This is a genomic window from Kitasatospora sp. NPDC036755, from assembly GCF_040636595.1.
Classification (GTDB): Bacteria; Actinomycetota; Actinomycetes; order Streptomycetales; family Streptomycetaceae; genus Kitasatospora.
Genome location: NZ_JBEZUT010000092.1, coordinates 1 through 26893 on the forward strand (window position 1 = coordinate 1; position 26893 = coordinate 26893).

The 26893-nt window shown below is 72.9% G+C and carries 26 protein-coding genes and 1 riboswitch; of the genes, 17 read left to right on the forward strand and 9 right to left on the reverse strand.

Translation table 11 applies throughout. The features are described 5' to 3' along the window. Positions 1-58 precede the first annotated feature (58 nt). A complete protein-coding gene (locus AB0E96_RS16320) occupies positions 59-1246 on the forward strand; it encodes a globin domain-containing protein (RefSeq protein WP_359823668.1) in 1188 nt (395 codons plus the stop codon). Here AB0E96_RS16320 and AB0E96_RS16325 read toward each other — a convergent pair whose 3' ends face one another. Then, complete coding sequence (locus AB0E96_RS16325; RefSeq protein ID WP_359823671.1) at positions 1247-1816, reverse strand: NUDIX domain-containing protein; 570 nt, start codon at positions 1814-1816, stop codon at positions 1247-1249. It abuts the gene before it with no gap. 241 nt (positions 1817-2057) lie between these two features. Between AB0E96_RS16325 and AB0E96_RS16330 the strand changes: the two genes are divergently transcribed. Continuing rightward, a complete protein-coding gene (locus AB0E96_RS16330) occupies positions 2058-2867 on the forward strand; it encodes a helix-turn-helix domain-containing protein (protein WP_359823674.1) in 810 nt (269 codons plus the stop codon). A gap of 230 nt (positions 2868-3097) precedes the next feature. Further along, on the forward strand, positions 3098-3490 hold the full coding sequence (locus tag AB0E96_RS16335) for an SsgA family sporulation/cell division regulator (RefSeq protein WP_359823724.1): 393 nt from the start codon (positions 3098-3100) through the stop codon (positions 3488-3490). 95 nt (positions 3491-3585) lie between these two features. On the opposite strand, the gene AB0E96_RS16340 is transcribed toward AB0E96_RS16335, so the two are convergent. After that, positions 3586-3966, reverse strand: a complete 381-nt coding sequence (locus AB0E96_RS16340; RefSeq protein ID WP_359823675.1) for a phage holin family protein — start codon at positions 3964-3966, stop codon at positions 3586-3588. 117 nt (positions 3967-4083) lie between these two features. Here AB0E96_RS16340 and AB0E96_RS16345 point away from each other — a divergent pair, with 117 nt between their 5' ends. Together AB0E96_RS16345 and tenA are read left to right on the forward strand one after the other, a co-directional pair. Beyond that, entirely contained in the window at positions 4084-4401 is a 318-nt protein-coding gene (locus AB0E96_RS16345; RefSeq protein WP_359823677.1) for a cupin domain-containing protein, read from the forward strand. 38 nt (positions 4402-4439) lie between these two features. Beyond that, on the forward strand, positions 4440-5111 hold the full coding sequence (gene tenA / locus AB0E96_RS16350; RefSeq protein WP_359823679.1) for a thiaminase II: 672 nt from the start codon (positions 4440-4442) through the stop codon (positions 5109-5111). 91 nt (positions 5112-5202) lie between these two features. Here the strand turns inward: tenA and AB0E96_RS16355 are convergent, their stop codons facing one another. After that, complete coding sequence (locus AB0E96_RS16355; RefSeq protein ID WP_359823681.1) at positions 5203-6498, reverse strand: hypothetical protein; 1296 nt, start codon at positions 6496-6498, stop codon at positions 5203-5205. Positions 6499-7030: 532 nt separating this feature from the next. Between AB0E96_RS16355 and AB0E96_RS16360 the strand changes: the two genes are divergently transcribed. Continuing rightward, on the forward strand, positions 7031-7231 hold the full coding sequence (locus tag AB0E96_RS16360; RefSeq protein WP_359823683.1) for a DUF5326 family protein: 201 nt from the start codon (positions 7031-7033) through the stop codon (positions 7229-7231). Between the two features lie 147 nt (positions 7232-7378). Here AB0E96_RS16360 and AB0E96_RS16365 read toward each other — a convergent pair whose 3' ends face one another. Then, positions 7379-9871, reverse strand: coding sequence for a PKD domain-containing protein (locus tag AB0E96_RS16365; RefSeq protein WP_359823685.1), 2493 nt, complete (start codon positions 9869-9871; stop codon positions 7379-7381). 236 nt (positions 9872-10107) lie between these two features. Beyond that, positions 10108-10242, forward strand: a riboswitch (TPP riboswitch). Here AB0E96_RS16365 and thiC point away from each other — a divergent pair. The 3 genes from thiC to AB0E96_RS16380 all read left to right on the forward strand — a co-directional run bounded on the left by thiC (position 10237) and on the right by AB0E96_RS16380 (position 13073). Then, a complete protein-coding gene (gene thiC / locus AB0E96_RS16370) occupies positions 10237-12051 on the forward strand; it encodes a phosphomethylpyrimidine synthase ThiC (RefSeq protein ID WP_359823687.1) in 1815 nt (604 codons plus the stop codon). It overlaps the preceding riboswitch by 6 nt. 56 nt (positions 12052-12107) lie before the next feature. Next, a complete protein-coding gene (locus tag AB0E96_RS16375) occupies positions 12108-12479 on the forward strand; it encodes a type II toxin-antitoxin system VapC family toxin (protein WP_359823727.1) in 372 nt (123 codons plus the stop codon). Positions 12480-12635: 156 nt separating this feature from the next. Then, on the forward strand, positions 12636-13073 hold the full coding sequence (locus tag AB0E96_RS16380; RefSeq protein ID WP_359823688.1) for an SRPBCC domain-containing protein: 438 nt from the start codon (positions 12636-12638) through the stop codon (positions 13071-13073). Between the two features lie 67 nt (positions 13074-13140). On the opposite strand, the gene AB0E96_RS16385 is transcribed toward AB0E96_RS16380, so the two are convergent. After that, the gene (locus tag AB0E96_RS16385; protein WP_359823691.1) at positions 13141-13527 is read right to left on the reverse strand and encodes a VOC family protein; all 387 of its coding nucleotides are present in this window, start codon (positions 13525-13527) and stop codon (positions 13141-13143) included. A gap of 126 nt (positions 13528-13653) precedes the next feature. Between AB0E96_RS16385 and AB0E96_RS16390 the strand changes: the two genes are divergently transcribed. Next, positions 13654-14580, forward strand: a complete 927-nt coding sequence (locus AB0E96_RS16390; RefSeq protein WP_359823694.1) for a LysR family transcriptional regulator — start codon at positions 13654-13656, stop codon at positions 14578-14580. Between the two features lie 36 nt (positions 14581-14616). Here the strand turns inward: AB0E96_RS16390 and AB0E96_RS16395 are convergent, their stop codons facing one another. The 3 genes from AB0E96_RS16395 to AB0E96_RS16405 all read right to left on the reverse strand — a co-directional run bounded on the left by AB0E96_RS16395 (position 14617) and on the right by AB0E96_RS16405 (position 18620). Beyond that, complete coding sequence (locus AB0E96_RS16395; RefSeq protein ID WP_359823696.1) at positions 14617-15507, reverse strand: hypothetical protein; 891 nt, start codon at positions 15505-15507, stop codon at positions 14617-14619. A 305-nt stretch (positions 15508-15812) separates the two neighbouring features. Beyond that, positions 15813-17195, reverse strand: coding sequence for a metallophosphoesterase (locus AB0E96_RS16400; protein WP_359823698.1), 1383 nt, complete (start codon positions 17193-17195; stop codon positions 15813-15815). A gap of 267 nt (positions 17196-17462) precedes the next feature. Further along, on the reverse strand, positions 17463-18620 hold the full coding sequence (locus AB0E96_RS16405) for a LacI family DNA-binding transcriptional regulator (protein WP_359823701.1): 1158 nt from the start codon (positions 18618-18620) through the stop codon (positions 17463-17465). A gap of 343 nt (positions 18621-18963) precedes the next feature. Between AB0E96_RS16405 and hisC the strand changes: the two genes are divergently transcribed. The 7 genes from hisC to AB0E96_RS16440 all read left to right on the forward strand — a co-directional run bounded on the left by hisC (position 18964) and on the right by AB0E96_RS16440 (position 25928). Beyond that, on the forward strand, positions 18964-20043 hold the full coding sequence (gene hisC / locus AB0E96_RS16410) for a histidinol-phosphate transaminase (protein WP_359823704.1): 1080 nt from the start codon (positions 18964-18966) through the stop codon (positions 20041-20043). Between the two features lie 302 nt (positions 20044-20345). Continuing rightward, positions 20346-21725 (forward strand): biotin/lipoyl-binding protein, encoded by a 1380-nt coding sequence (locus AB0E96_RS16415; protein WP_359823707.1) that lies wholly within the window; start codon positions 20346-20348, stop codon positions 21723-21725. 8 nt (positions 21726-21733) lie between these two features. After that, complete coding sequence (locus AB0E96_RS16420; RefSeq protein ID WP_359823709.1) at positions 21734-22597, forward strand: ABC transporter ATP-binding protein; 864 nt, start codon at positions 21734-21736, stop codon at positions 22595-22597. Continuing rightward, positions 22594-23805, forward strand: a complete 1212-nt coding sequence (locus tag AB0E96_RS16425; protein ID WP_359823711.1) for an ABC transporter permease — start codon at positions 22594-22596, stop codon at positions 23803-23805. Before AB0E96_RS16420 ends, AB0E96_RS16425 begins: the two co-directional genes overlap by 4 nt. A gap of 10 nt (positions 23806-23815) precedes the next feature. Next, on the forward strand, positions 23816-24460 hold the full coding sequence (locus tag AB0E96_RS16430; protein ID WP_359823714.1) for a hypothetical protein: 645 nt from the start codon (positions 23816-23818) through the stop codon (positions 24458-24460). Positions 24461-24873: 413 nt separating this feature from the next. Further along, entirely contained in the window at positions 24874-25404 is a 531-nt protein-coding gene (locus AB0E96_RS16435) for a hypothetical protein (RefSeq protein ID WP_359823716.1), read from the forward strand. A gap of 122 nt (positions 25405-25526) precedes the next feature. Further along, positions 25527-25928: a hypothetical protein gene (locus tag AB0E96_RS16440; RefSeq protein WP_359823719.1), complete on the forward strand. Its 402-nt coding sequence runs from the start codon at positions 25527-25529 to the stop codon at positions 25926-25928. A 162-nt stretch (positions 25929-26090) separates the two neighbouring features. Here AB0E96_RS16440 and AB0E96_RS16445 read toward each other — a convergent pair. Beyond that, positions 26091-26893 (reverse strand): penicillin-binding transpeptidase domain-containing protein (locus AB0E96_RS16445; RefSeq protein ID WP_359823722.1); only part of this gene is annotated, 803 nt, incomplete at its 5' end.

Here is a 26893-nt window from a genome sequence, read left to right on the forward strand (position 1 = left end):
GACGACGAACCCCAGTGCACAGACGGCATCGCCCAGTTCTTCGATGGCGGTGCGGGCCGTGTCCGCAGCCGGGCAGTCCCCGCTCACCGCCCGGGACGCCGAGCTGGTCCGGGCCGGCCTCGCCGCCGTCGAACCGGTCGCCGACCGGGCCACCGCGCACTTCTTCGCGCTGCTCTTCCTGCGCTTCCCCGAGCTGCGCCCGTTCTTCCCCGCGGCCATGGACGTCCACCGCGCCCTGCTGTTCCGCACTCTGGTGGACGTGGTGCGCGAGATCGACCGGCCGGCGGCCCTGCGCGCGATGCTGGCCGAGTTCGGCCGCGGCCAGCGCCGGTACGGCACGTCGGCCGGGCACTACGCCGCGGTGGAGGAGTGCCTGGTGGGGACGCTGGCCCGGTACGCGGGCGACCGCTGGGACGCCGAGGCCGAGGCGGCCTGGCGCCGCGCCTACCGGATGATCGCCGCGGTGATGATCGAGGCCGCCGAGGAGGACGCCCGCACCTCGCCGCCCTGGTGGCAGGGCGAGATCGTCCGGCACGAGCGCCGCACCCGGGACGTCGCGGCGATCACCGTCCGGCCGGACCAGGCGTACCCGTTCCGGGCCGGGCAGTACGCGGTGCTGGAGACGCCCTGGTGGCCGCGGGTCTGGCGGCACTACTCCTTCGCCGGCGCGCCCCGCCGGGACGGGCTGCTGACCTTCCACGTCAAGGCCGTCCAGGCGGGCTGGGTGAGCAACGCCCTGGTCCACCGGGCCGTGCCCGGGGACGTGCTGCGGCTCGGACCGGCGGCCGGCGAGATGACCGTCGACCACACGGCCGGCCGGGACCTGCTCTGCCTCGGCGGCGGCACCGGCATCGCGCCGGTCCGGGCCCTGGTCGAGGAGGCCGCCGAGTACGGTGTGCCCGGCCGCCGGGTCGAGGTGTTCTACGGGGCCCGCCGGGCCGAGGAGCTGTACGAGCTGGGCGCGCTGCGCGAACTGGCCTCGCGACACCCGTGGCTGACGGTCCGTCCGGTGCTCTCCGAAGCCGGTCCGGCCGGAGGGTCGACGGCCGGAGGTCTGCTGCCGGGCGGGTCGCTGACCGGTGAACTGCCGGAGGTGGTGGGCCGGTTCGGCCCGTGGTCGGGCCGGGAGGCGGTGCTCAGCGGGCCGCCCGCGATGGTGCGGCGGGGGGTGGAGTCGCTGCGGCGGGCCGGGGTGGCGGCCGAGTGGATCCGGCACGACCCGGTCGGTGGCCCGGCCGTCGGCTGATCACCCGAGGTCGGGCGCGAGGAGCGCGCGGATGCCCTCGATGTTGGCCGCCAGGTACGCCCGCAGTCGGGGCGGCACCACGTTGACCGAGGTGACGCCCTCGCGGGTGAACGGCAGCCGGACGACCTCGTACTCGCCGTTGGGGTCGGTCACCTCGGGCCCGTGCCGCCGGCTGAGGTCCATCGAGGCGAGCCGGCAGACGAAGAAGTGCTGCACCTTGACCCCGTGGGGGTGCGGCGGGGTGCCGTCGGTCGTGGCGGGGCCTTCGGCGGTGGCCGGGGGGAGGGGGTGGCTGATGGTGTCGACGAAGGCGGGCACCACGTCCACGATCTTGCCGCCGAGTTCCTCGTCCACCTCGCGGTGCAGCGCCTCGACCACCGTGCGGTCCTCGCGCTCCACCCCGCCGCCGGGGGTGATCCAGTACGGGTGCGGCGCGTCCGGCCGCACCCGGCGGATCAGCACGATCGAGGCCGGGCCGTACGGGTCGTCCGGGTCGAGTTCCAGCAGGATCGCCCGCGCGGTGCGCTTCACGACCGGGCGCGGCGGCGGGGTGGTGTTGTCGGGGCCCATGGCCACCTCCGGGACTGGCGCGTTGTGCGGGAGTCTCCCGCGCCGGGGAGGGGGCGAAACCAGGGGAACGGGTCGAAACGCGCCGGGACCGGGTCGAAACGCCGACCCGGTCGGGTGCATCCGTTCGGGGTTCCGTTGTGCTGCAATGAGCAGCTATCGGGCAAATCGAAGGTTTCGTTCCGCATGCCCGCTCTGGGCACGGACCCGCACGAGGGACTCGGGCTGCTGGGGGTTGGGTGACATGGATCGGATCGCACAACCGTTCGGAATCGGGCAGGAGGCCGGACCGGCCGCGCCGCAGCGCACCGCGGTGGACCGCGGACCGACCCTGATCGGCTCCGTCCAGCGGGCGCTGCGGCTGCTGGAGGCCGTCGGGGGCTTCCGGCAGGGCGCGACCGCCAAGCAGCTGGCCCGGGCCGCCGAACTGCCCCTCGGCACCGCCTACCACCTGCTGCGCACCCTGGCCCACGAGGGCTACCTGCGGCGCTCCGAGGGGCGCTTCTTCCACGGGGAGGCGCTCGACGGCATAGCCCGCTCCCGAGCCCGGTCCGGCGATCCCGACCTGCGCACCCGGATGCAGTCGTTACGGGACGAGCTCGGCGCGGCCGTCTACTTCGCGCTCTACCGGGACGGCGAGGTCCACCTGGTGGACGTGGTGGAGGATCCGGGCCGGCCCGCCGTGGAGCCCTGGGCGGACTTCCGGTCCACCGCGCACGCCCATGCCATCGGCCAGTGCCTGCTGGGCCAACTGCCCGAGGACGAGCGCCGCGACCACCTCGCCCGGCATCCGCCGACCGGACTCACCCCGTCCACCCTCACCGGCGAGACCGCCGTGCTGCGCCGGCTCGCCTCGCTGCGGCCGACCATGCCCGTGTTGGAGCGTCAGGAGTACGCGCTCGGCACGGTCTGCGCGGCCGTCCCGATCACCATAGGCCCGGTGGTCGCCACGATGGCCCTGTCGCTCCCGGTCGAGCAGGTGGACCGGCTGGCCGTCGCCGCGCGCCAACTGCGGCGCGGCGTCGGGGCGATGAGCCCGTCGTTCATCTTCTGACACCACTTGGTCTGGACCAGCCCCGGCTCGTTCACCATTTGAAAAAGCACACCTTGTCCACTACATCCCCAAACGTGGACGATGATGATCGAACGTGGATTGGTTGCATAAACCGTCACAAAAACCGTCGAAAACATGTCCGGCCGCCATCGGACCAGCTCACCGACGGCGCGGGCAGAACGAGAGGTACTGGCGCCATGCAGCACAGCACAGTCCAGGGTCACCTGGTGATGAACCTCGTGGTCTCGCACGAGCTCTCCTTCCGCATCCCGGTCGACCTGGCGTACGAGGCCGACGACCCGTACGCCGTCCGACTCACCTTCCACCTGCCCGGTGACGCCCCGGTCACCTGGTACTTCGCCCGGGAACTGCTGCTCGACGGGATCAGCGGGCCGGCCGGCGAGGGCGACGTGCACATCCGCCCGGTCGGCGAAGAGCTCTCGGAAGTCCGCATCGTGCTGCACTCCCCCGACGGCGACGCCCTGCTGTGCGCCTCCTCCGCGCCGCTGATCGCCTTCCTGGCCCGGACCGACCGGCTGGTGCCGATGGGCCAGGAGTTCACCGGACACGACATCGACGCCCAGCTCGCGGACCTGCTCAAGGGGCGCGAGAACGCCGGGTGAGCGCTCCCGTCGGCGCGCGCGGGAACGACGAAGGGGCCCGTACCCGGTGGAAACACCCGGGTGCGGGCCCCTTCCGGCCGTCCGCACGACACCGGTCAGTCGTCGTCCAGGGCCAGGTGCAGGCCCCACGCGACGAGGCTGATGATCAGTGAACCGACCAGCGCCGAACCGAAGTTGGTCACGTGGAAGTCCAGGCTCAGCTTCCCGGAGGCCCAGGAGGTGAGCATCAGCATCAGGGCGTTGATCACGAAGGTGATCAGGCCCAGCGTGAGGATGAACAGCGGGAACGAGAACAGCTTGACCACCGGCTTGATCAGCCAGTTCACCACGCCGAAGACGGCGGCGACGCCGAGTACCGTCAACGCCTTGTGCTGCCAGTCGGCCTTGCCCTGAGCGAGCTGGATGCCGCTGACGATCCAGGCGGCGACCCAGATGGCCGCCGCGTTGATCAGAATCTTGATGACGAATCCCTTCATGCCGCCCAAGCCTGTCAGGAACCTCTCCCCGGCGGAACACACGCAGCCGGGTGGTGTTGAATGCCCCTGGCCTGCTACGGCCCGCCAGGGCCCGGGGAACGAGGGAGGACGGCGGCGGTGAAGCTCTTCCGGCTCGACGGACTGGACGCCGAACGGGCGGCCAACGACGGTGCGTACCTGCGGTTCCTGCGCGAGCCGCGGATGTCCGCCGGACTGTACGCGCTCGCCCCCGGCGACACCGACACCCAGACCGCGCACGACCAGGACGAGATCTACCAGGTGATCAGCGGCCGCGCCGAACTGACCGTCGGCACCGAGACCGCGACGGTCGGGCGCGGCACCGTGGTGTACGTGCCGGCCGGCACCCCGCACCGGTTCCACCACATCACCGAGGAACTGCGGGTGCTGGTGGTGTTCTCCCCGCCGGAGGACTGAGCCGCCCGGCGCCGGGGCGCGCCGGTTAGGGTCGCGTCATGAGCACCAAGACGCTGACCGAAGAACTCTGGGCGGCCATCGAGCCGGTGTACGCCGAGATCCTCGCCCACCCCTTCCTGGCCGGGCTCACCGACGGCACCCTGCCGCGCGAGGCCTTCCGCCACTTCGTCGTCCAGGACTCGCACTACCTGCGCGACTACGCCCGCGCGCTCGCGGTCTGCGCCGCCAAGGCCCCCGGCGAGGAGGACGTCCGGGCCTTCGCCGACGACGCGGTCGGCGCGCTGGCCGCCGAGCAGGGCATGCACGCCGAGTTCCTGACCGCTTTCGGCGGCAGCGCGGCGCAGGCCGCCGACGAGCCGGTGCTGCCCACCACCCGGGCCTACACCAGCTACCTGCTGGCCACCGTGTACGGCGGGTCCTTCGCCGAGGCGGTCGGCGCGGTGCTGCCCTGCTACTGGATCTACGCCCGGGTCGGCGAGGCGCTGCTCGCCCAGGGCTCGCCCGACCCGCTGTACGCCAAGTGGATCTCCACCTACGGCGACGAGGCCTTCCAGTCGGTCGTCCGCCGGGTGCTGGCGCTCACCGACCGGCTGGGCGCGGAACTGTCCGCGGCCGAGCGCCGCAAGGTGGTCGAGCACTTCGTGACCACCTCGCGCTACGAGTGGATGTTCTGGGACGCGGCCTGGCGCGGGGAGCGCTGGCCGGTCTGATCCGCGCGGGTGCCCGCTCGTCGCCGGGAACGGCCCGCCCGCCGTCGTCCGGGGCGGCCCGGACGACGACGGGCGGGCGGGCGGCGCCGGGTCAGCCGGTGACGTAGTAGCCGGTCACGTCGGCGATGACGTCCAGGTCGGCCCCGTGGTTGTGGATGGAGTAGGTGCCGTCGGCGGCGACCGCGGTGGTCGCCGAGTTGGAGGTGGTCCGCCCCGTCGTCACGTTGACGGTGGAGGTGTCCGTGGGCAGGCCCGGCCCGGGGAACACGATGAGGTGGCCGTCCGCGACGACGTCGGTGGCCGTGACGTTGGCCTCGACGCCGACGGCGTTCGGCACGGAGCCGTCCGTGGGGACGGCCTGGACCCGCACGGTGCCCGACCCCGGCACCGGCCCGCCCCCGACCCGGGAGTCGAAGCTCCGCACCGGCGTCTTCAGCGCGCTGAACAGGCCGGTGCCGGAGGGGCCGAAGTAGCCGACCACGTCGACGATGACGTGCACCCCGCCGACGTGGTTGTAGACGTCGATCCTGCCGTCCGCCCCGACCGGCACCACGACCCGGTTCGAGGCCGTCGTGCTCACCGGGAAGTTGAGGTTCGAGCCGTCGGGCCGGGGCCGTCCGCTCGGGTACACGGTCAGGTAGCTGTCCCAGTAGCCGTCGACGGCGGTGACGTTGAGGACCACCGCGCTGGCGTTCTCCGTCCCCAGCTCGGGGCGGGCGACCTGGTAGCTGCGCACCGAGTTGGTGTTGAGCCGGTCGGTGCCGTCGGTCCGGCTGTCGGCGATCCGGGTCGGGCGCAGCGGGGCGTACTTGTCGGTCGCCGCGGTCCGGTAGTAGCCGACCACGTCGAGGACGACATCGGTGGTGCCCGCGTTGTTGTAGACGGTGAGCCACGGGACCCAGCGGCTGACCGGGCCGGTCGCGACCGTGACCAGGTTCGAGACGGTCTGCCCGGGCGCGAAGTTCACGCTGGAGGTGGCGGGCTTGGTGCCCGGCGCGCCGGGGGCGGAGCCGAGTGAGACGAAGCCCTCGGCGGTCGGGTTGGTCACGGTCACGTTGACCACCACGGCCGTGGCGTCGGACGGGATCACGCCGTAGCACTCCTGCGGCGGGTGGCTGTGGCAGCCCACGGCGATCGGGGTCGAGTAGTACTCGCCGGCCTGCACCGGCCGGGCGGTACGGGTCTCCGGGACCTTGCTGTAGTCGCGGGTGTCCAGGATCCGGGTCGGGGCCATCCCGACGAATCCGGCCGGTGCGGTGACGTCCGCGGCGGTCGTGGCCGCCGGTGCGGTGACGGGTGCGGCGGCGGCCGGGACGGTGGCGAGGGCCGCGGTGGTGAGGGTGAGCACCGCCAGGGCGGCTGTGGACAGGGCTGTTCTGGCCCGCATGATTCGGATTCCCCCAGGTCGACGGTGCCGGACGGGTTTGCTTCCGGCACTGGTTGGACGTCTGGGAACGCCGGGGGTTGTACCCGGGCGGAGGAATTCCGGGCCGCCGCCGGCGCCGTCGGGACGCTGCCGGCGGCTTGCCGGCTGGGCTGGGCCGACGGAGCGGCACAGTGGACGGGGTGGCGAGGCCGGGGACACGGCGGAACCCGGCAGGTCAGGGTGAGGACGGCCGGGAAGGCCAGGGTGGCGGTACGACGGGTGCGCAGGGCCCGGTTCCCCCAAGTGAGGCTGGTGCACGGGTGGTTCCGGATGCCGCGGTATCCACGGGGCGTCCGGGCCGGGCCCGGACGGCAGGCGGATCCCCGCGTTCTTCGGGGGTCACCCGGGGGACCGGGGTCGGGGGGATCTCGGGGTTCTCTCCGGGCCGTAGGGCCTCGTTCCGCTACTCGCACCACCGTACGATCGAAGTACCGAAAGCAAGCGGGATGCGGCACCGGACGGCGGCCGACCCGAGGGGAGAAGAGGAACCGACATGGCTGAGCTCTGGAAGTCGCTGCCCTCCTGGGTGCGCAACATCGTCATCCCGGTGCTGGTCCTGGTGCTGGCCTGGAACGTCTTCGCGTTCGTGTTCGGCGTCGTCGGCGCACTGCTCTCGATCGTGATTAAGGCGCTGGTGGTGGTCGGCATCGCCGCCGCCGTGGTGGTCCTGGTGAAGAAGGCCGCCAGGAGCTGACCGACCGCCCCCGCAACGCCGCCCTGAGGCCCGGTCCCCGTGTTGGGGGAGCCGGGCCTCGGGCGTTCCCGCGGCGGCCTGGGGAACGCCGGAGGCCCGCCCCGCCGACGTGTGCTCCGGTCGACGGGACGGGCCTCCGGGCGGCCGCTACTGGTTGCGGTAGTAGCCGAAGAGGTCGGCGATCACGTCGGTGGTGCCGGCGTGGTTGGCGATCTCGAACGTGCCCTCGGGGCTGACCGGGATGGTGGTGTGGTTGGAGACGTCCATCCCGGGGGTGGCGTTGAGGTTGCTGGTGTCGGGCTTGGCCGTCCCGGTGGCCCACGCGGTGAGGTGGGTGGCCCCGAGGGTCCCGGTCGCGGTCAGGTTGACCACCGCGGCGCTCGCGCCGGCGGGCACGCGCCAGACCCGCTGGCTGGTGAACGGCGCGAAGGTGACGTTGCCCCGCGAGTCCAGCAGGCGGGTCGGGGTGACGGGGGTGAACAGGCCCTTGCCGTCCGGGCTGTAGTAGCCGAAGACGTCCACCACGAGGTGGGAGCTCGCGGCGTTGGTGAACAGTTCGATGCTGCCGTCCGCGCCGAGCGGGACGACGACCTGGTTGGCGATGTTCCGGCCGGGCGCGGTGTTGAGGTTGGAGCCGGCCGCGGGGCGCGCCGTGCCGCCGGGGTAGACGGTGACGAAGCCGGCCGAGGCGGATTCGGTGGCGGTGACGTTGAGCACCGCGGAGGTGGCGCCCGCCGGGACGCCGCCGGTGCCGGCCACCTGGAGGCGTCGGGGGGTGCCGCCGGTCAGCGGGGTGGCGTCGGAGCGGGTGTCGAGCAGCCGGGCCGGGGCGACGGAGGTGTAGCGGTCGGGGGCGGCGGCCGTGAAGTAGCCGAGGACGTCGGCGACGGCGTGCACGGTGCCCGCGTTGTTGCGCACCACGACCTTGCCGTCCGGGCCGATCGGGACGGTCACCAGGTTGGCGACGTCCTGGCCGGGGCCGAAGTTCACGTTCGACGTGGTCGGCCGGGCGGCGGCGGACGGGTAGACGTCCAGGTGGCTGTTGGCGGTGCCCTCGGTCGCGGTCAGGTTGAGCACGACGGCGGTGGCGCCCGCGGGCACCAGGGTCCCGGAGCCGGGCTTGCGGACGTCCAGGTCGATGGTCTCGCCGGGGCCGAGCCGCGGGTAGCGGCTGCCGGCCTCACGGGTGTCCAGGACGCGGGTCGGCGCGATCGCGGTGTAGCCGGCCGGGGTGTAGTCGACGCTGAACCACCGCTGGTCCGTCAGGGTGGCACCGAGCTCGTCGGTGGCCGTGAGCTTCACCGTGTAGTTGCCGGGCTTGGCGTACACGTGGCGCTCGACGGGGCGGTCGGGCCCCGAGGCCGTGGTGCCGTCGCCGAAGTCGTAGGAGTAGTTGGCGATCCGCGTCGGCATGACGGGGTTGGCGTCGATCCGGACGGCCAGCGGGTCGGAGTCGCTCTCCGGGGTCACCTTGAGGTCGGCCTTGAAGGAGCCGACGACCTCGTGGGCGCCGCGGTCGCGGAACGCGCCGTTCGGGCCGGCGTTGGGGGCGTCGGGGTGGTCGATCGGGCGGTGGCCGAACAGGTCGACGGCCGGGGTGCCGGGCACGTCGGGACCGGCGGAGTCGACCACGATGCCGGGCTGCCAGGTGTCGAGCGCGGCCGTCGGGACCGAGAACGGGAACTGGTCGAAGTCGAAGCTCATCGAGTACGGGTTCAGGTCGTGGGCGCCCTGGCCGGTCGCGGCCTTCAGCTGCGGGGCCTCCAGGTAGTCGGTGCCGCCCCACTTGTAGACGGGGGTGCTACCGGGAAGGGGGGACTCGACGGTGTTGTAGTCGAGGACGGTGCCCTCGGTCGAGCCCGCCGACACCTGGACGACGGATTTGTCGGCCAGGTTGTTGGTGATCGTCGCGTGGTGGGACGCGCCGGCCAGCTCGATCGCGGTCGACACGTTCCACTGGTAGCGCACGGTGTTGTGGGTGATGACCGTGTTCGGCGCGTCGGTCACCGACACGGCCGACCCGAAGGTGGAGCTGAAGTCGTTGCCGGCGATCACCGTCCCGGTGGCGCCCGGACCGACCTTCACACCGCCGTGGGGCAGGCTGACGAGCGAGCGCTCGACCCGGACGCCGTCGCTGGCGCCGGTGATGCTGACGGCCGGCCGGAAGATGTCGCCGTTCGGCTGCTGGATCCAGTTGCCGGAGAGCTCGACCCGGCTGACGGCGTCGAGTTCGAAGTGGGTCAGGTTGAAGCCGGAGAACACGATGTCGTGTCGGCCGGACATCTTCACCGGCTGCTTCTGCGCACTGCTGATGACCGGGAAGGACTTGCGCTCGAGGAGACTGCCGCCCCCGCGGAAGGTGATCGGCTTGCCGGGCTCGCCGGAGCGCTTGATGACCAGGTCCTCGGCGTAGGTGCCAGGGGCGACCTCCACGGTCTGGCCCGGCAGCGCCTGGTCGGCGGCGGCCTGGATGGTGCAGAACGGCTGGGTCTGGGTGCCCTGACCGCTGTTCGTGCAGGCGCCGTTGGAGCCCTGGACGTACAGGATGGTGGCCGGTTCGGCCGCCATCGCGGGCAGCGGCAGGCCCACCACGGCGGAGACCACGGCGGCGCTCAGACCGGCCGTGTGACGGATACGCACGGTGTACTTCTCCCCCAAGAGTCGTCAAAGCCGCGACACTCCCGCCCGTGCCCGACCCGGGTGGGCCGTGCCCGACCTGATGGAGTGTCTGCGGAGCATTGGTGAGAATTATGGGGGTGGGGTCGGACGTTTCCGGCCGCGGGGTGCCCCTGGGCGGAAGGCCGGGCGGCCGGGGGGCGTTCTGGACCTGCGGCGATCCGCTCGCTACGGTGTTGGACGTCGTGTGCAGGCAACACCGCCTGCGACGCGGGAGCTCGGAGCACCGGGCTGAGAGGACGCTGACCGGGACGTCGACGGACGGACCGACGGCTGCGTCGACCGCAGGAACCTGACCGGGTAATGCCGGCGTAGGGAGTAGAGGTCCGATGACCACGTTCGAAGCACAGCCGCAGTCTGCCCAGGGCGCCCCCAGCAGCGAGCGCACCGGGTACCCGACCCCGGCCTGGCGCAAGGCCCACCGCGAGGGTTCGCGCCCCGACCTGCGCGTCCCGTACCGCGAGGTGCAGCTCACCAACGGCAGGACCGTCCCGCTGTACGACACCTCCGGCCCGTACACCGACCCGTCCTACGAGCCCGACGTGCGGCGCGGCCTGCCCGCCCTGCGGGACGCCTGGATCCGCCAGCGCGGGGACGTGGAGGAGTACGACGGCCGCGAGCCGCGCCCCGAGGACGACGGGATCAAGCACACCTCGCCGCGGGGCGGGAACCTGCGCAACCTGGACGCCGTCTTCCCCGGCCGTCCGCGCCGCCCGCTGCGCGCCCGCGGCGGGGTGGCCGTGACCCAACTCGCCTACGCCAAGCGGGGCGTGGTGACGCCGGAGATGGAGTTCGTGGCGCTGCGCGAGGGCCTCGCGCCCGAGTTCGTGCGCGCCGAGGTGGCCCGGGGCCGGGCCGTCATCCCGGTCAACGTGAACCACCCGGAGGTGGAGCCGGCGATCATCGGCACCAACTTCCTGGTCAAGATCAACGCCAACATCGGCAACTCGGCCGTCACCTCCTCGATCGAGGAGGAGGTGGAGAAGATGACCTGGGCCACCCGCTGGGGCGCCGACACCGTCATGGACCTCTCCACCGGCCGCAACATCCACACCACCCGCGAGTGGATCCTGCGCAACTCCCCGGTGCCGATCGGCACCGTGCCGCTCTACCAGGCCCTGGAGAAGGTGGACGGCAAGGCCGAGGAGCTGAGCTGGGAGGTCTACCGGGACACCATCGTCGAGCAGTGCGAGCAGGGCGTCGACTACATGACCGTCCACGCCGGCGTGCTGCTGCGCTACGTCCCGCTCACCGCGCGCCGCAAGACCGGCATCGTCTCGCGCGGCGGCTCGATCATGGCGGCCTGGTGCCTGGCGCACCACCGGGAGAACTTCCTCTACACCAACTTCGAGGAGCTCTGCGACATCCTCGCGAGCTACGACGTCACCTTCTCGCTCGGCGACGGCCTGCGCCCGGGCTCGATCGCGGACGCCAACGACGAGGCGCAGTTCGCCGAGTTGAAGACCCTCGGCGAGCTCGGCCGGATCGCCCGCGAGCGGGACGTCCAGGTGATGATCGAGGGCCCGGGCCACGTCCCGATGAACAAGATCAAGGAGAACATGGATCTCCAGAAGGAGATCTGCGACGAGGCGCCGTTCTACACCCTCGGCCCGCTGACCACGGACGTCGCCCCCGGCTACGACCACATCACCTCGGGCATCGGTGCCGCGATGATCGCCTGGTGGGGCACCGCGATGCTCTGCTACGTGACCCCCAAGGAGCACCTGGGCCTGCCCAACCGGGACGACGTCAAGACCGGCGTGATCACCTACAAGATCGCCGCCCACGCAGCCGACCTCGCCAAGGGCCACCCCGGTGCCCAGGCCTGGGACGACGCGCTCTCCGACGCCCGCTTCGAGTTCCGCTGGGAGGACCAGTTCAACCTGGCCCTCGACCCGGAGACCGCCCGCGCCTTCCACGACGAGACCCTCCCCGCCGAGCCCGCCAAGACCGCGCACTTCTGCTCGATGTGCGGCCCGAAGTTCTGCTCGATGAAGATCTCCCAGAAGATCCGCGACGAGCACGGCGACGGTTCCACGGCCGTGAGCACCGAGTTCGACGCCGAGGCCCTGGCCGGCATGGCCGAGAAGTCCGCCGAGTTCGCGGCCCAGGGCAACCGGGTCTACCTCCCGCTGGCCGACTGACCCACCGCACCCGGCGCCGCCCCGAGAGCTCCCGCCTCTCGGGGCGGCTCCTCGTCATTCCTGCCCCGGGTTCCGACGGGGAGCTCATCCGCAACCGGGTGGCCGGGGCCGGGGACGTCTACGCTCCCACTCTCCTCGACTACGAGATCCAGTCGGCCCTCCTCGGCATGCGGCGTGGCGGCAAGCTGACCGAGAAGGAGGCGGAGAGGGCGGTCGCCGCATACCGGATGCTTCCCATCGCCAAACGGGAGACCCTGCCGTTCTGGGACCGGGTGAAGACGCTGCACGCCAACCTCAGCGCCTACGACTCCCAGTACGTCGCCCTGGCGGAGGCCTTGGGCGTACCGCTGGTCACCAGCGACGCGAGGATCGAACGCAGCGGTGCGGCAAAGTGCGAGGTCGAGGTCTTCGCCTCGGCCCGCCCCTGATCGGCGCGGCTCCGCGGAGGAGGCCCCTGGTCGACCTCCCGCGCAGTCGTCGGCGCGGTGACTGCCGAGAATTCTTCGCGGGGAGCGATGAGTTTTCGGCGCGGCCCCGGTCTACCCCCGTGCAAGCGATCGTGCGACCACCGAGGAGACACCGAGATGACCGAGAACCTGGGCGAGCTGACCATCACCCGTGAGCTGCCCGGTGCCCCGGCCGCCGCGTTCGAGGCGTACTTCGAGCCGGAGCGGTTCGTCCGCTTCTGGGGTCCGGTCGGCACCCACGTGCCGCTGGAGACCGTGGCCATCGAGGCGGAGGAGGGCGGGCGCTACGACAGCACCATGGTGATCGACGGGACGGGCGAGCGGTACCCGCTGAAGGCCCGGATCGTCGAGTTCCGGGCCGGGGAGTCCTTCACGATGCTGGAGGAGGGCTCGGGGATGCGCTCCACCCTCACCTTCACCGACCTGGGCGAGGGCCGTACCCGGGTGGTGCTGCACCAGGTCGACGTGCCGGAGATGTTCCGCGGCCCGGAGGCCGAGGCGGGGCTCAACTCCAGCTTCGACCGGCTGGTGGAGCACCTCGCCGGCCGGAACTGACCTTCCCCCGGCGGTGTTTCGCGGTGCCCGCCCCGGTCCACCCCCGTGGGTCCGGGGCGGGCACCGCTCAGCCGACGGCGTCCTGCGGGTACCAGCGGAGTTCGACGGTGTTGCCGTCCGGGTCCCGGACGTAGACGGAGGTGGCGGTGCCGCGGGCGCCGAAGCGGGGGACGGGGCCCTCGAGGACGGTGAAGGTGCCCGCGTCGATGACCTCCTGCCAGTCGAGGGGTTCGACGGTGAGGCAGAAGTGGTCGACGTTGGACTCGTGGCGGGGACCGACGGCCAGGTCGATGATGGTCCCGGGGCCGACCCGGACGGACGGGAAGGACACCTTGCCGGCGCGCCATTCGTCGACGCGGACCGGCTCCAGGCCGAGGAGGCCGGTGTAGAAGGCCAGCGAACGTTCGACGTCGGCGACGTTGAGGACGAGGTGGTCGAAGGCTGTGACGCGCATGGGGATCGGCTCCGTTCCGGTGCTCCGCTGGTGGCGTGGTCCACGATCCTCCAGGTCGGAGGCGTGATCAACGCGCGATCGCCGTACGATCGTTGAGCCTGGTTCAACGATCGAGGGGTGGGGCGGATGCTGGAACGGCTGGAGATCGAGGTGCTCCTCGCGCTGGCCGAGGAACTGCACTTCGGCCGGACGGCCGAGCGGCTGCACCTGACCACCGGGCGGGTCAGCCAGGTGGTGCGGAAGCTGGAGCGCAGGATCGGCGGGCCGCTCTTCGACCGCACCAGCCGGTCGGTCCGCATCACGGCGGTGGGGCGGCGGTTGGTCGACGACCTGGTCCCGGTGGCGGCGGCCATGGCGGCGGCGCTGCGCCGGGCGGAGGACGCGGGCCGGGGCGTCACCGGGGAGCTCCGGGTGGCGTTCCTCGGGGAGTGGACGGCACCGGTGCTGCTCAGGGCGGTCACGCTGTTCGGTGAGCGGCACCCGGAGTGCCGGGTGGACGTGCGGGAGGTGCAGCTCTCCAACTCCCGGTCCAGCCTGGAGGACGGCTCGATCGACGTCCTGGTCGCCTCCTTCCCGTTCGACGGCATGGCCCGGGGGCCGGTGCTGCTGAGCGAGCGGCGGGTGCTCGCGGTGGCCGCCGGGCACCCGCTGGCCGCCGAGCGCTCGGTGTCGGTCGAGGTGCTCGCCGACCACCCGGTGGTGCAGTTCCCGGCCGTCACCTCGGCGGGCTTCAAGCGCGACCGCACGCCCGACCGCACCCCGGCCGGCCGCCCGGTGCCCAAGGGGCCGTCCGGCAGCACCTTCTCGGAGATGCTCAGCCTGGTCGCGATGGGCCGCGGTGTGCTGCCGGTCGGCGAGCACTCCCGCCGTTACTACCCGCGCCCGGACGTGGCGTACGTGCCGATCCACGACGCGCCGCCGATCGAGCGCGGCCCGGTCTGGCTGGAGAGCAACTCCACGGCCCGGGTCCTCGCCTTCGTCCGGGCGGCCGCGGACATCGCCTCCGAGGCGGCCGCGGAGGCGGCGCCGTTGTGCGTGGTGGCCGACGGGTGACCGGGCGGGCGGGGCGGCGCCGGGGGCGCGGAGGGCTCAGCGGACCTCGTCGGGCCCGGTGAAGTCGGGCGGGGTGTACCCGGGGCCGGTGAAGTCGGGCGGGGTGAAGGCGGCGGGGCGGGGAGCGCGGCCCTCGGGGCCGGTCGGCCCGTCGGCGCCGGGGCTGGTGAACGCGGGCGGGCTGTAGCCGGGCCCGGTGAAGTCGGGGCTGCTGAAGTCGGGCCCGGTGAAGTCGGGGCTGCTGAAGTCGGGGCCGTCGCGCCCGGCCCGGGTGTCCGGGCCGGGCACCGGCGGCAACGCGGCGAGCAGGTACGGGAGGAGGCCGCGCTCGCGCAGCGCGGTGCGCCACTCGCGGTGGGCGTCGCCGAGTTCGGCGGTGAGCTCCGGGTCGGTGCCGGCCGGGGTGGTGGTGGCGCCGTCGCGCAGGGCGGTGAGCAGCAGTCCGACGATGCCGATGGCCATCGAGGCGACCCCGGCGGCGAGCGCCACCCAGCCGACCGTGACCAGGGACCGGCCGAGGCCGAGGCCGGGGTCGGTGGCGCGCAGCAGGTAGCCGGCCAGCAGCAGGAGCAGGGCGGCGGCCCAGGCCAGGATCGGGGTGAGCACGGTGAGGACGGGGAACAGCCCGGCGCCGTCTCCCCCGGAGCGCAGCTGGGTGAGCAGTCCGGGTGCGGCCGTCCCGCTGCCGGGCGGTGGCGGGGGCGTGCTGTGCAGGCTCTCGCGCAGCCGGGTGTAGTGGGTGTACTCGGTGGCGGCCGCGGCGTTGACGCGGTCGGCCTCGCGCAGCGCGCCGAGGCGCAGTTGGTCGGTGGTGAGCGCGCCCGGTGCGCGCAGGGCGGCGAGGACGGCGCGGTCGCGCAGGGCTTCCGTGAGGAGGCGCTCGTATTCCGCGCGGTCCTCGGCGAGCAGTGGCGGGGGGTTGGACATGGGGACCCCGTTCGTGCGGACCCCGATCGGCGCGCTCCGGGGGCGCGCGGCCCTCGGTGCGCCGGAACGGGCGCGGAGGCGGGCCGCCGGACGGGCGGCCGGGTGTGGTGTGCCTCATGGTAGGGGCGGGTGCGCCCGCGCTGACAGTCGGTTTCCGGAACTTCGCGCCCCGGGACGCGCGCGTGCGACGCCCCGGGCGCCGGGAACAACTGTTCTACGAAGGCGGTCGGTTGACGACCGGTCGGCGCCTCGACGGGCGGTCGACGGGTGGTCGGTTGACGACCGGTCGGCGGCCGGCCGGTGCCTCAGCCGATGGGCAGCCGGGCGACCAGCAGCCGTCCCTCCATGGTGACGCCGCCGTCCATCGCCACCGCGAGGTCGTCCGCGTACACGTACGGGCCGGGGATGTGCGGCGGCTGGCCGTCGTCGTTGTGCACCGCGCCGGTGAGGTACGGGATCGGGCTGTGCCCGTGCACGATCCGGCTGCCGCCGTAGGTGTCCAGCAGCTCGTGGACGGCGGTCGGGCCGGCGTCGCCGCGGAAGGCGAACCGCTTGGTGAAGCGGCGGAAGCAGTCCCACCACTCGTCCACGCTGCCGTCGGCGAGCAGGCCGTGCACCGCGTCGTTGACGTCGGGGATGGACTCGCCGTACTCCAGGTACGCGGTGGTGTCGGAGTGCAGCAGCAGGTGGCCGTCCTCCAGCGCGATGGCGGGCAGCCGGGAGAGCCAGCTGATGTGGTGCGCCTCCAGCCGGTCCAGGTCGTTCTGCTGGCCGCCGTTGAGCCGCCAGGCGGCGAGGAAGGAGGCGGTGCCGGCGGTGGACTGGACGGGCTCGTCGCCGTACTTGGCGGCGCCGAGGAACAGCAGTTCGTGGTTGCCCATCAGGGCGCGGCAGTAGCCGCCGGCCGCGGCGGCCTCGGCGGCCAGCTGCATGACCAGGTCGATGACGCCGATGCCGTCGGGGCCGCGGTCGGTGAAGTCGCCGAGGAACCAGATCCGGGCGCGGCCGGCGGACCAGTGGCCGTCGGCGTCGATCAGGCCCTGGTGGCGCAGCTCGGCGCGCAGCTCCTCCAGGTAGCCGTGCACGTCGCCGACGACGTAGACCGGGCCGGGCGGCTCGCCGGGGCCGGGGGCCGGGTACGGGTAGGTCGGTGCGGCGGGGTCGGGGAGCGGCGGGCCGAGCTCGATGGTCGGCGGGTCGTCGCGGCCGGCGAGCCGGAGTGCCGGGGAGGGCTGGTCGGGCAGGGCGGGCTCGTAGCCGCCCTGGTCCCGGGCGTCGTAGCCGGCCTGGTCCCGGCCGTCCTCGTACCCGGCCTGGTCCTGGCCGTCCTCGTACCCGGCGCCGTCCTCGTACCCGGCCTGCTCCCGGCTCCCCTCGTACCCGGGGCCGTCCTCGTAGCCGCCCTGTCCCTGGTGGGAGAAGGCCGGGGTCTGGTCGATGCCGATCCCCTGGGCGTGCACGGTGTGGCCCTGGCCGTCGGCGGGCCAGTGCTGCTCCAGGTAGCGGGCTCCGCCGTAGCCGCTGTAGGTCTCCCCGTCGTAGGCCTCGCCCTCGTAGGGGGCCGCTGGATAGCCGGGGGCGGGATCGGGTTCGTAATAGGTGCCGTACGGCAGCACGTCGAGGTCCGGCTGGTGGCTGGGGCCCGAGTGGGGGTGCTCGGGCCCGGGGAAGCGGTCCTCGGGTGTCATTCGCCCATCATAGGAAGACCACTCTCCCGGCGTCGTCACCTGGTGGGTATCCAATCCTCCGGAGCGTCAGCCGGGCGGCCCGCAAGGTCCGTTTTGTCCCGGCTCGGTACGGTCTCGTCAGCTCTGACCGGGCCCCGCGCCCCGGCCTCGGCGCCCGGGCGGCGCGGTGGTTCGGGCGCGTCCGGTGCGGTGGTCCGGGGCGCGTCCGGTGCGTCCCGTCGGATCAGGGCGTCGGCCGCCCGGAGGGGATCCGCGGGACACGCCGCCCTAGACCTCGCCCGGGGGCCGCGGCGGGCTGACGGTGGTGCGCGGACTCCGGCGCTGGGAGGACGCGCGGACGATCAGCTCGGTCGGCATCAGGGTGCCCGGCGGCGGCCCGGTGCCAGCGGTGCGGAACCGCGGCGGGAAGAGCCGGGCGATGTCGACGCCGGTGCCGGAGTCCACTCCCTCGATCGCGTCGATCAGCAGGTTGACCACCGTGGTGCCGATCTTGCGCGGCTTGAGCGAGAGCGTGGTGATCGGCGGTTCGGTGGCCGCGTAGACGTCGCTCTCGCTGCAGCAGACCAGCAGGAGGTCGTCCGGCACCCGCAGGCCGTACCGGCGGGCGGCGGCCAGCAGGTCGGTGCCGTTGGGGTCGAACAGTCCGTAGACGGCGTCCGGCCGGTCGGGGCGGGCGAGCAGCCGGTCGGCGGCGACGGCGCCGGCGGCGGGGTCGTGCGCGGGGTAGGTCTCGTACACCGGCTCCTGCCCGACCTTGGCGCACCAGCCGAGGTAGGCCTCGGTGGAGAGCCGGGTGTAGGTGTCGGTGCTGGTGCCGGTGAGCAGGCCGATCCGGCGGGCACCGGCCTCCGAGAGGTGTTCGAGGATGCCGAGCACGGCGGCCTCGTGGTCGTTGTCGACCCAGGCGGTGACCGGGCAGTTGCCGGGCTTGCCGTCGCTGACCACCGGCACGCCGGACCGGTACAGCTCGCTCACCAGGGGGTCCTGGTCGGGCGGGTCGATCACCACGGTGCCGTCCAGGGCGATGTTGCCCCAGACGTCGTGGCGGGAGGAGGCGGGCAGCACCACCAGCGCGTAGCCGCGGCCCAGGGCGGCGCTGGTGGCGGCCCGGGCCATCTCGGCGAAGTACGCGAACTCGGTGAAGGTGAACGGCTCTTCACCGTAGGTCGTGACGGTCAGCCCGATCAGGCCGGACCGTCCGGTGCGCAGGGTGCGGGCGGCCGCGGAGGGTCGGTAGCCGAGGCGCTCGGCGACCTCGCGCACCCGGCTGCGGGTCTCGTCGGGCAGGCGGCCCTTTCCGTTCAGCGCATCGGAGACCGTGGTGATCGACACTCCGGCGGCTGCTGCCACATCCCGGATGCCGGCCCGCTCCAGACGCCGTGAGGTAGTGGGCCGCCGACCGCTCTGGTTGGCTGCTGCTGTCATGGCGGACCGATCGTATGGCTCCTGACAAGGGTCTGTGACCGGCGCATCGGGAGCCCCCGGAGATACGTTTCTCCAAGAGTGAGCCGGGGTGCGCCCCTTCGATACCCGCCTGAAACCAGGCCTCTTACCTCTGACATGTGCCAAAGGAACGGGGCAGAATGGCTGATCCGAGCCTGTAACCCGACCGGGCATCTCACTCCTACGGGTGAGGGCCGATCGGTATCGTGCAAGGCACCCGACCGGGGTGGTCCGGGCGCGTCACGAGGTCCCGGGCACGGAGGCGAACCCGTCCGTGGCGGGCGAGCGCACCGGAGAGTTCCGAAACTGGAAACGGAGTACGACCGTGAGCAGTGGTACGTCAGCGCAGGGCCCGCGGCTTCGGCCGACCCTCGACGGCATCCCCACGTACAAGCCCGGCAAGCCGGCCGGCGCCGACGCCTTCAAGCTGTCCTCGAACGAGAACCCCTACGCGCCGCTGCCCGGCGTGCTGGAGACGGCCGTCCAGGCCGCCGGTTCGCTCAACCGCTACCCCGACATGGGCGTCACCGAGCTGACCGCCGTGCTGGCCGAGCGCTTCGGGGTGCCCGCCGAACACATCGCCACCGGCACCGGTTCGGTCGGCATCGCCCAGTCGCTGGTGCTCGTCACGGCTGGCCCCGGCGACGAGGTGATCTTCGCCTGGCGCTCCTTCGAGGCGTACCCGATCGTCGCCACGGTCTCCGGGGCCACGCCCGTCCCGGTGCCGCTCAAGGCGAACGGCGACCACGACCTGGACGCGATGCTCGCCGCGGTCACCCCGAACACCCGGCTGATCTTCGTCTGCAACCCCAACAACCCCACCGGCAACGTGATCCACCGCGCCGAGCTGGAGCGCTTCCTGGACGCCGTCCCCGGCGACGTCCTGATCGTGGTGGACGAGGCCTACATCGAGTTCATCCGCGACCCCGAGGTGCCCAACGGCATCGACCTCTACCGGGACCGCCCGAATGTCTGTGTGCTGCGCACCTTCTCCAAGGCGTACGGCCTGGCGGGCCTGCGGGTCGGCTTCGCGATCGCGCACGAGCCGGTCGCGGCCGCGCTGCGCAAGGTCGCCACCCCGTTCGGCGTGAGCCAGCTCGCCCAGGCCGCCGCCGTCGCCTCGCTGCGCGCCGAGGACGCGCTGCTGGAGCGGGTGGAGGCGCTGGTCGAGGAGCGCACCCGGGTGGTGGCCGGGCTGCGCGCCCAGGGCTGGGAGATCCCGGACTCGCAGGCCAACTTCGTCTGGCTGTGGCTCGGTGAGCGCTCGCAGGAGTTCGCCGCCGCGTGCGCCGAGGCCGGTGTGGTCGTGCGGCCGTTCCCGGAGGGCGTGCGGGTGTCGATCGGCGAGGCCGAGGGCAACTCGATCTTCCTGGCGGTGGCGGAGGCCTTCCGCAAGTCGCTCTGACGTCCTGCTGCTGATCGCAGGGGCGCGCTGGTCCTCCAGTGCGCCCCTGCGGCGTTTCCGCCCGGCGGCCGGAGGCTCCGGGCGGACACCCCGCGGCTCCGTGAGAACGGCCTCAGAACACCCTCCCGGATGGCTGGAGATCGCTGGGAGCCCGCTGGGAGTTCGCCCAACGGCCGCCCACGGGACGGCCAAGGCGCCCGCACGGGACGGGTGATCCGTCCGCAATGCCCGGATCCGGCCGGTCAGGCTCCTCCCAGCCGCCGCCCAGGGCAGCGCAAGAGCCCGCCGGGAAGCTGTCCGGCATGAAGGTGCTCCCACGGCGGCGAGGCGCCGTCCTCGTCAACTCCGCGCTCGGCGTGGCCCTGCTGGGCGGTGCGGCCCTGGTGTACGCCACGGTCAGCGGCAGCTCCGGCCCGGCCTCCGCCAAGCCCGTGGCCCGTACCGCGACGGTGTCCAAGGGCACCGTCCTGGCCACCGTGTCCGGAACCGGCACCCTGGTCTCACCGACCGACGCCGCCCAGGACTTCACCACCGGCGGCCGGCTCACCGAGGTCAAGGTCGCGGTCGGGGACGCCGTGAAGAAGGGCCAGGTGCTCGCCACCGTCGACACCACGGCGGCCCAGCAGCAGGTGGACACGGCCCAGGCGGCCCTCACCACGGCCCAGGCCAACCTCACCAAGGCCCAGGCCGGGGTCACCACCACGACCACCGAGCCGCTGCCGGGCGCCACCTCCGCCGCCTCTCCCGGCGCCGGGGCCGGCAGCGCGGGTGGCGGACGCGGGGCGGGCGGGAGCAGTACGCCCGCCCCGCAGACCACCACCATCACCACCACCAAGGTCGACGACGCGGCCGTGGCCCAGGCCCAGCAGCAGGTCACCACCGCGCAGACCAACCTGGCCAACGCCCGGGCGGCGCTGGCCGGGACGACCCTGACCGCTTCGGTGGACGGCACCGTCGCCTCGGTCTCCGGCAAGCCGGGCGACACCGTCGGGGCCACCGCGAGCGGCACCGCCACCACCAAGTCCAGCGGCACCGGCGCGAGTTCGACGGCCGCCCCGAGCGGCTTCATCGTGCTCACCAACCCGACCGGAATGCAGGTCACCGCCAACTTCTCCGAACTCGACTCGCTCAAGCTGAAGAAGGGCGAGGCGGCCACCGTCACCCTGAACGCCCAGTCCGACACCAAGCTCAACGCCACCGTGCTGTCCGTCAGTCCGCTGCCCAGCAGCAGCGGCTCCGGCGGCTCGGCCGGCTCCGCCGCCGTCCAGTACGCGGCCACGCTGCAGCTGAACGGCGACACCAGCACGCTGCGCACCGGCCTCAGCGCCACCGTCCAGGTGATCACCGGTGAGGCGGACAACGCGCTCTCGCTGCCCACCTCCGCCCTCTCGGGCACCGGCACCTCGCGCACCGCGACCCTGGTGCAGCCGGACGGCGCCTCCGAGCGGGTCACCGTCGGGGTCGGGGTCGAGGGCGACAGCACGGTGCAGGTGGTCTCCGGACTGAAGGAGGGCGACAAGGTCGAACTCCCCACCACCAGCGGCGGGAACGGCTTCCCGAACGCCTCCTTCCCGGGCCTCGGGGGCAACCGGGGCTCCGGCGGCGGCAGCGGGGTCTTCCCGGGTGGCGGCGGGGGCGCCGGCGGTGCCGGTGGCGGGGCCGGTCGCGGCGGCAGGGGCTGAGACCGGTCATGCGTCACGTCATCGACAAGCGCGTCCCGGCGCACCCCGTTCCGGTGATCCGGATCCGCCGGCTCACCAAGGCGTACGGGCACGGCGACGCCACCGTCCACGCGCTGCGCGGCCCGTCCGATCCCGGGAGCGGCGAGCCGCGGGGCGTCGACCTGGACATCGAACAGGGCGACTACGTCGCCGTGATGGGCAGTTCCGGCTCCGGCAAGTCCACCCTGATGAACATCCTCGGCTGCCTGGACGTCCCGACCTCCGGCCGCTACCTGCTGGACGGCACCGACGTCGGCCACCTCGACGAGCAGCAGCTCGCCCTGGTCCGCAACCGCAAGATCGGCTTCGTCTTCCAGTCCTTCAACCTGGTGCCCCGCACCACCGCCCTCGCCCAGGTCGAGCTGCCGCTCGCCTACGCGGGCGTCCGCGCCGCCGAGCGGCGCCGCCGGGCGATGGCCGCGCTGTCCCTCGTCGGGCTGGCCGAGCGGGCCGGGCACAAGCCCAACGAGCTCTCCGGCGGCCAGCAGCAGCGCGTCGCGGTGGCCCGGGCGCTGGTGACGGCGCCCGCGATGCTGCTCGCCGACGAGCCGACCGGCAACCTCGACAGCCGCTCGACGGAGGAGGTGCTGGCCCTGATCGACGGGCTCAACGCCATCGGCCGCACGGTCGTGCTGATCACCCACGAGGACGAGGTCGCGCGGCACGCCAAGCGGGTGCTGCGGCTGGTGGACGGGCAGATCGTGGGCGATCTGCGGCAGGCCCCGGTGGAGGGGCCGCCGCCCTTCCTGGACGCGGCCGACGCGGAACTCGCGCCGGGCGCGGAGGTGCCGGCGGGCGTGGCCGGCCCGGCGGGCGCGGAGGTGCCGGCGTGATCCTCTGGCAGACGCTCCGCTTCGCGGTCGGCGGCCTGGCCGCCAACAAGGTGCGCTCGGCGCTCACCATGCTCGGGGTGCTGATCGGCGTGGCCTCGGTGATCCTGCTGCTGGCGGTCGGCAACGGCTCGTCGGCGGCGGTCAAGGAGTCGATCACCTCGCTCGGCACCAACGCGCTGACGGTCAGCTCCGGTTCGGCCAGTGGCGGCTCCCGGGCCACCTCCTCGGTGAAGAAGCTCACGGTCGCCGACGCCAAGGCGCTGGCGAGCGACTCCTCGACCGGGGCGATCAAGTCCGTCGCCCCGGTGGTCACCACCAGCGGGACGGCGCTCTACGGGAACATCTCGTACAGCCCCGGCTCGATCGTCGGCACCTACCCGTCGTACTTCGAGACCTCCAACCAGAAGGTCGCGCACGGCGAGTACTTCACCGACGACGACGTGCTCGCCTCGCGCAAGGTCGCGGTGCTCGGCGCGACGACGGCCAAGCAGCTGTTCGACACCGAGGACCCGGTCGGCAGGTCCGTGGTGCTGGGCGGCACGCCGTTCACCGTGGTCGGCGTGCTCCAGGCCAAGGGCGGCAGCGGCTTCACCGACCCGGACGACGTGGTGATCGCCCCGCTGCCGACGGTGCAGAACGCCTTCACCGGCTTCGGCTCCGTCAACCAGATCCTGGTCCAGGCCTCGTCCGCGGACAGCACCACGGCGGCCCAGTCCGAGATCACCCGCGTGCTGCTCGGCACGCACGCCATCGCCGACCCGGCCAAGGCGGACTTCCGGATCACCAGCCAGTCCTCGCTGCTCACGGCGAGGGAGAGCACCACCAGGACCTTCACCGTGCTGCTCGGCGCGGTGGCGGCGATCTCGCTGCTGGTCGGCGGGATCGGGATCACCAACATCATGCTGGTGACGGTCACCGAGCGGACGCGGGAGATCGGCATCCGCAAGGCGCTCGGCGCACCGCGCGCGGTGATCCTGGGGCAGTTCCTCACCGAGTCGACGCTGCTGTCGGTGATCGGCGCGGGGTTGGGCGTGGCGGCCGGGATCGCCGGCTCGCACTTCAGCATCGTCGGCATCAAGCCGGTGGTGATCCCCGAATCGGTGCTCGGCGCGTTCGCCGTCGCCGTCGCCATCGGGCTGTTCTTCGGCAGCTACCCCGCCAACCGGGCCGCCTCGCTGCGGCCGATCGACGCCCTCCGGCACGAGTAGGACCCACTCCATGAGCAAAGAGATCGCCACGGTCGAGGCCGCTACCCCGGCCGAGCAGGTCGCCCTGCTCGCCACCCCGCCGGACGCGCGGGACGTGAGCGCCGAACTCGCCGCGCCGCCCCGGCGGAAGCTGCCCTGGCTCAGCCTGGTGCTGGCGGGCGGCGTGATCGCCACCGGCGCGTTCGCGGGCGGGGTCTGGTTCCAGCAGAACCACGGGTCGCCGGGGAGCGGGAAGTCCTCCGCCGCCCGGCCGACCGCGGCCTCGGGCCCGAGCGGCTACGGGCAGAGCGGCTCCGGCCGCCGGGGCCAGGGCCAGGCCGGCCAGGGCCAGCAGGGGCAGGGCGGGCAGGCCGGCTTCGCGCGGGGCACCGTCAAGGCCGTCGACGGCACCACCGTCTACCTGACCGACAGCAACGGCAACACCATCAAGGTCACCACCGGCGACGCGACGAAGGTCCAGCTCAACAAGGAGGGCAAGGTCGCCGACCTCCAGCCCGGTCAGAGCGTGACCGTCGTCGGCACCCCCGACGCCAACGGTGGCTACACCGCCGGCCAGCTCGTCGAAGGCGCTGCCGGCTCCGGTGGCGGTTTCGGCGGTGGTTTCGGTGGCGGCGGCGCCGGTGGCGGTACCCCCAGGAGCTCGTCCAACGGCTGACCCGGAGCCGTCGGACGACCGCGAGGCCCCCGCCCCTTCCCTGGGCGGGGGCCTTCGCACGTGCGGAGGAGGGATCCCGGGAGTCCGTCCGGTCGGTCGGGAAGGACACGGGAACCGTGTGCGCGTGACCCCGTCCGGCGGGAGTCGAGCCGCTCGGGCCCGAACGCCGACTGCCGTGGGGCCCGTGCTTCCCGCGCCGCGATCGAGCGTGGTGGGTCCGGCCGCCACCGACGCCGGGCGATCCGCGGCGTCCGGCCCGGAGCCGTTGGGGCATCCAGGTTGTTTGTTGACGATCCAATGCCCCGGCAGGGTCGTGGGCGGACCGCGCGTTGCTACGTTTCCACCGGACAGGAGGACCTGCCCGCATCGGCGCCCGTGAGCACGGGCACGGGGAACGTCCGAGGAGAAGTCACGTGAGCATCAGCAGGAGGATCGGCGCGGTCGCGGGGGCAGCGGTGCTCTCGGTTGCGGCGGTCGGTACCGCTTCCGCGGCGGGCGACGACGCGCCGGCGGCGTCGCTGCCTGTCGTGGCCTTCCAGGCGAAGGCCCAGGACGAGATGTACGACACCAACCTCGCCCACCCCGACGACACCGCGGTCACGACTCAGACTCCGGAGCTGGGCGCGAAGTCCCAGGACTGGCGGTTCAAGAGGGTCGGAGAGAGCCATGAAGGGACCGGGATCTACACGATCGAGGCGGCCGACGACACCGGCAGGTGCATCAAGAGCGACGGGGTGAGGCGGCCCGTGCTCCTGGAGGAGTGCAACGACGGGAACATCGCGCAGCGCTGGTACGTGGACACCGGCCTGGAGCACACCACGATCGTGAGCGAGAAGAACAAGAACGCGGCCCTGGCGGCAGAGGGGGCCGGGCAGGTCGTCGAACCTGTCGAGACCTTCGGCAAGCCCGGCATCAATCAGCTCTGGACCTTCATCTACTTCTAGGACACGCCCGGTGTTCCCGGGTGGGTGGGTCTGGACCCACCTCTTCGTGGGGCTGGGTCCATACCGGGCCGTCCGCGCGCTCCGTAGCGTCGTTGCCACAACGACACGGAGGGGAAAGAACCATGGCGACCACGACCCACCAGGACGGCTTCACCGCGGTGAAGAAGTGCATCGTGCTCTTCGGGGCGGGCGGCGCCGTCGTCCTCGGCACGGTCGCCGCCGTGGCGGCCACCGGCCACCCGACGACCCCGTTCATGTGGATCCGCGGGGTGATCTTCCTGGCGCTGGCGCCCTTCCTCCACCGCAAGGCCTCCGACGCCGCGGGCGGCTCCCGGCAGGCCTTCGACCGCCTCCGCACGCTCTCGACCGTCCTGCCGATCGCCATCGTCGCGGTCGACGGGATCCCCGGCCTCTGCCCGCTCTGGTACGCCGTCCTCCAGGGACTCTCCGCCCTCGCCCTGGCCGCGGTCGCGGTCCTCACCCGCACCTCCGCCCTGGCCGGTTCCTTCTCCGAGGCGGGCTGAACCCCACCGACTCGGCGCAGGAGGCCGGCCGTTCCGACCTCCTGCGCCGGACGCCCTCCCCGGCGGCCCCGCGCACGACGCCCGGTGGCCCGGCCGACGGAGCGGGAACGCCCCGCCGAGCGGCTGCTCGGCGGGGCGTCGTGGTGCGAGGGGCGTGCGCGGTCAGGGCTGCTGCTCCGGGTCGGGCGCACCGGCGCCGGCGGGGGAGCCCGCGGTGGTGGAGGGGCCGGTGGCGCCCCCGGTGGCGTTCGGGTTGGGCCTGGGGGCCGGGTCCGGGATGTCGGCCATCGGCAGGGACTGCTTGGGCGTTCCGCGCAGGGCCTGGTTCATGGCGTCGCGCCAGATCGGGCCGGGGCCGTCGGCGCCGAACACCTCGGTGTGGTACTTCCCGTTGTAGGTGAAGTTGCGCATCTCGACGCCGCCGTTGGGGCCGCCGAGCCAGACCGCGGTGGCGAGCTGCGGGGTGTAGCCGTTGAACCAGGCGGCCCGCTTGCGGTCCGAGGTGCCGGTCTTGCCGGCGATCTGGCGGTTGTCCTCCAGGTTGAGCGCCGCGCCGGTGCCGTTGTTCTCGGTCACGCCGTTCAGGACGGTGTTCAGCGCCCGGGCCGTCTTCTCGGAGAACACCTGCTCGCACTGGCTCGCCGGGACGGGCACGTCCTTGCCCTCCACGGTGGTGATCCGGTTGATGGCGACCGGCGCGCAGTGGGTGCCCTGGGCGGCGAAGGTGGCGTAGACGTTGGCCATGGTCAGCGGGCTCATCTCCTCGACGCCCAGGGCCATCGCGGGGACCTCCTCCAGGGGTTTGCCGCTGGCCTTGGCGTTGATGCCGAGCTTGTTGGCCATCTGCTTGACCGCGCAGAGGCCGATCTCCTGCTCCATCTGCACGAAGTAGGTGTTGACCGAGAGGGCCATCGCCATCTTCAGCTGGTACGGGCCCTTCTCGCTCGCGGACTCGTTGGGTACGA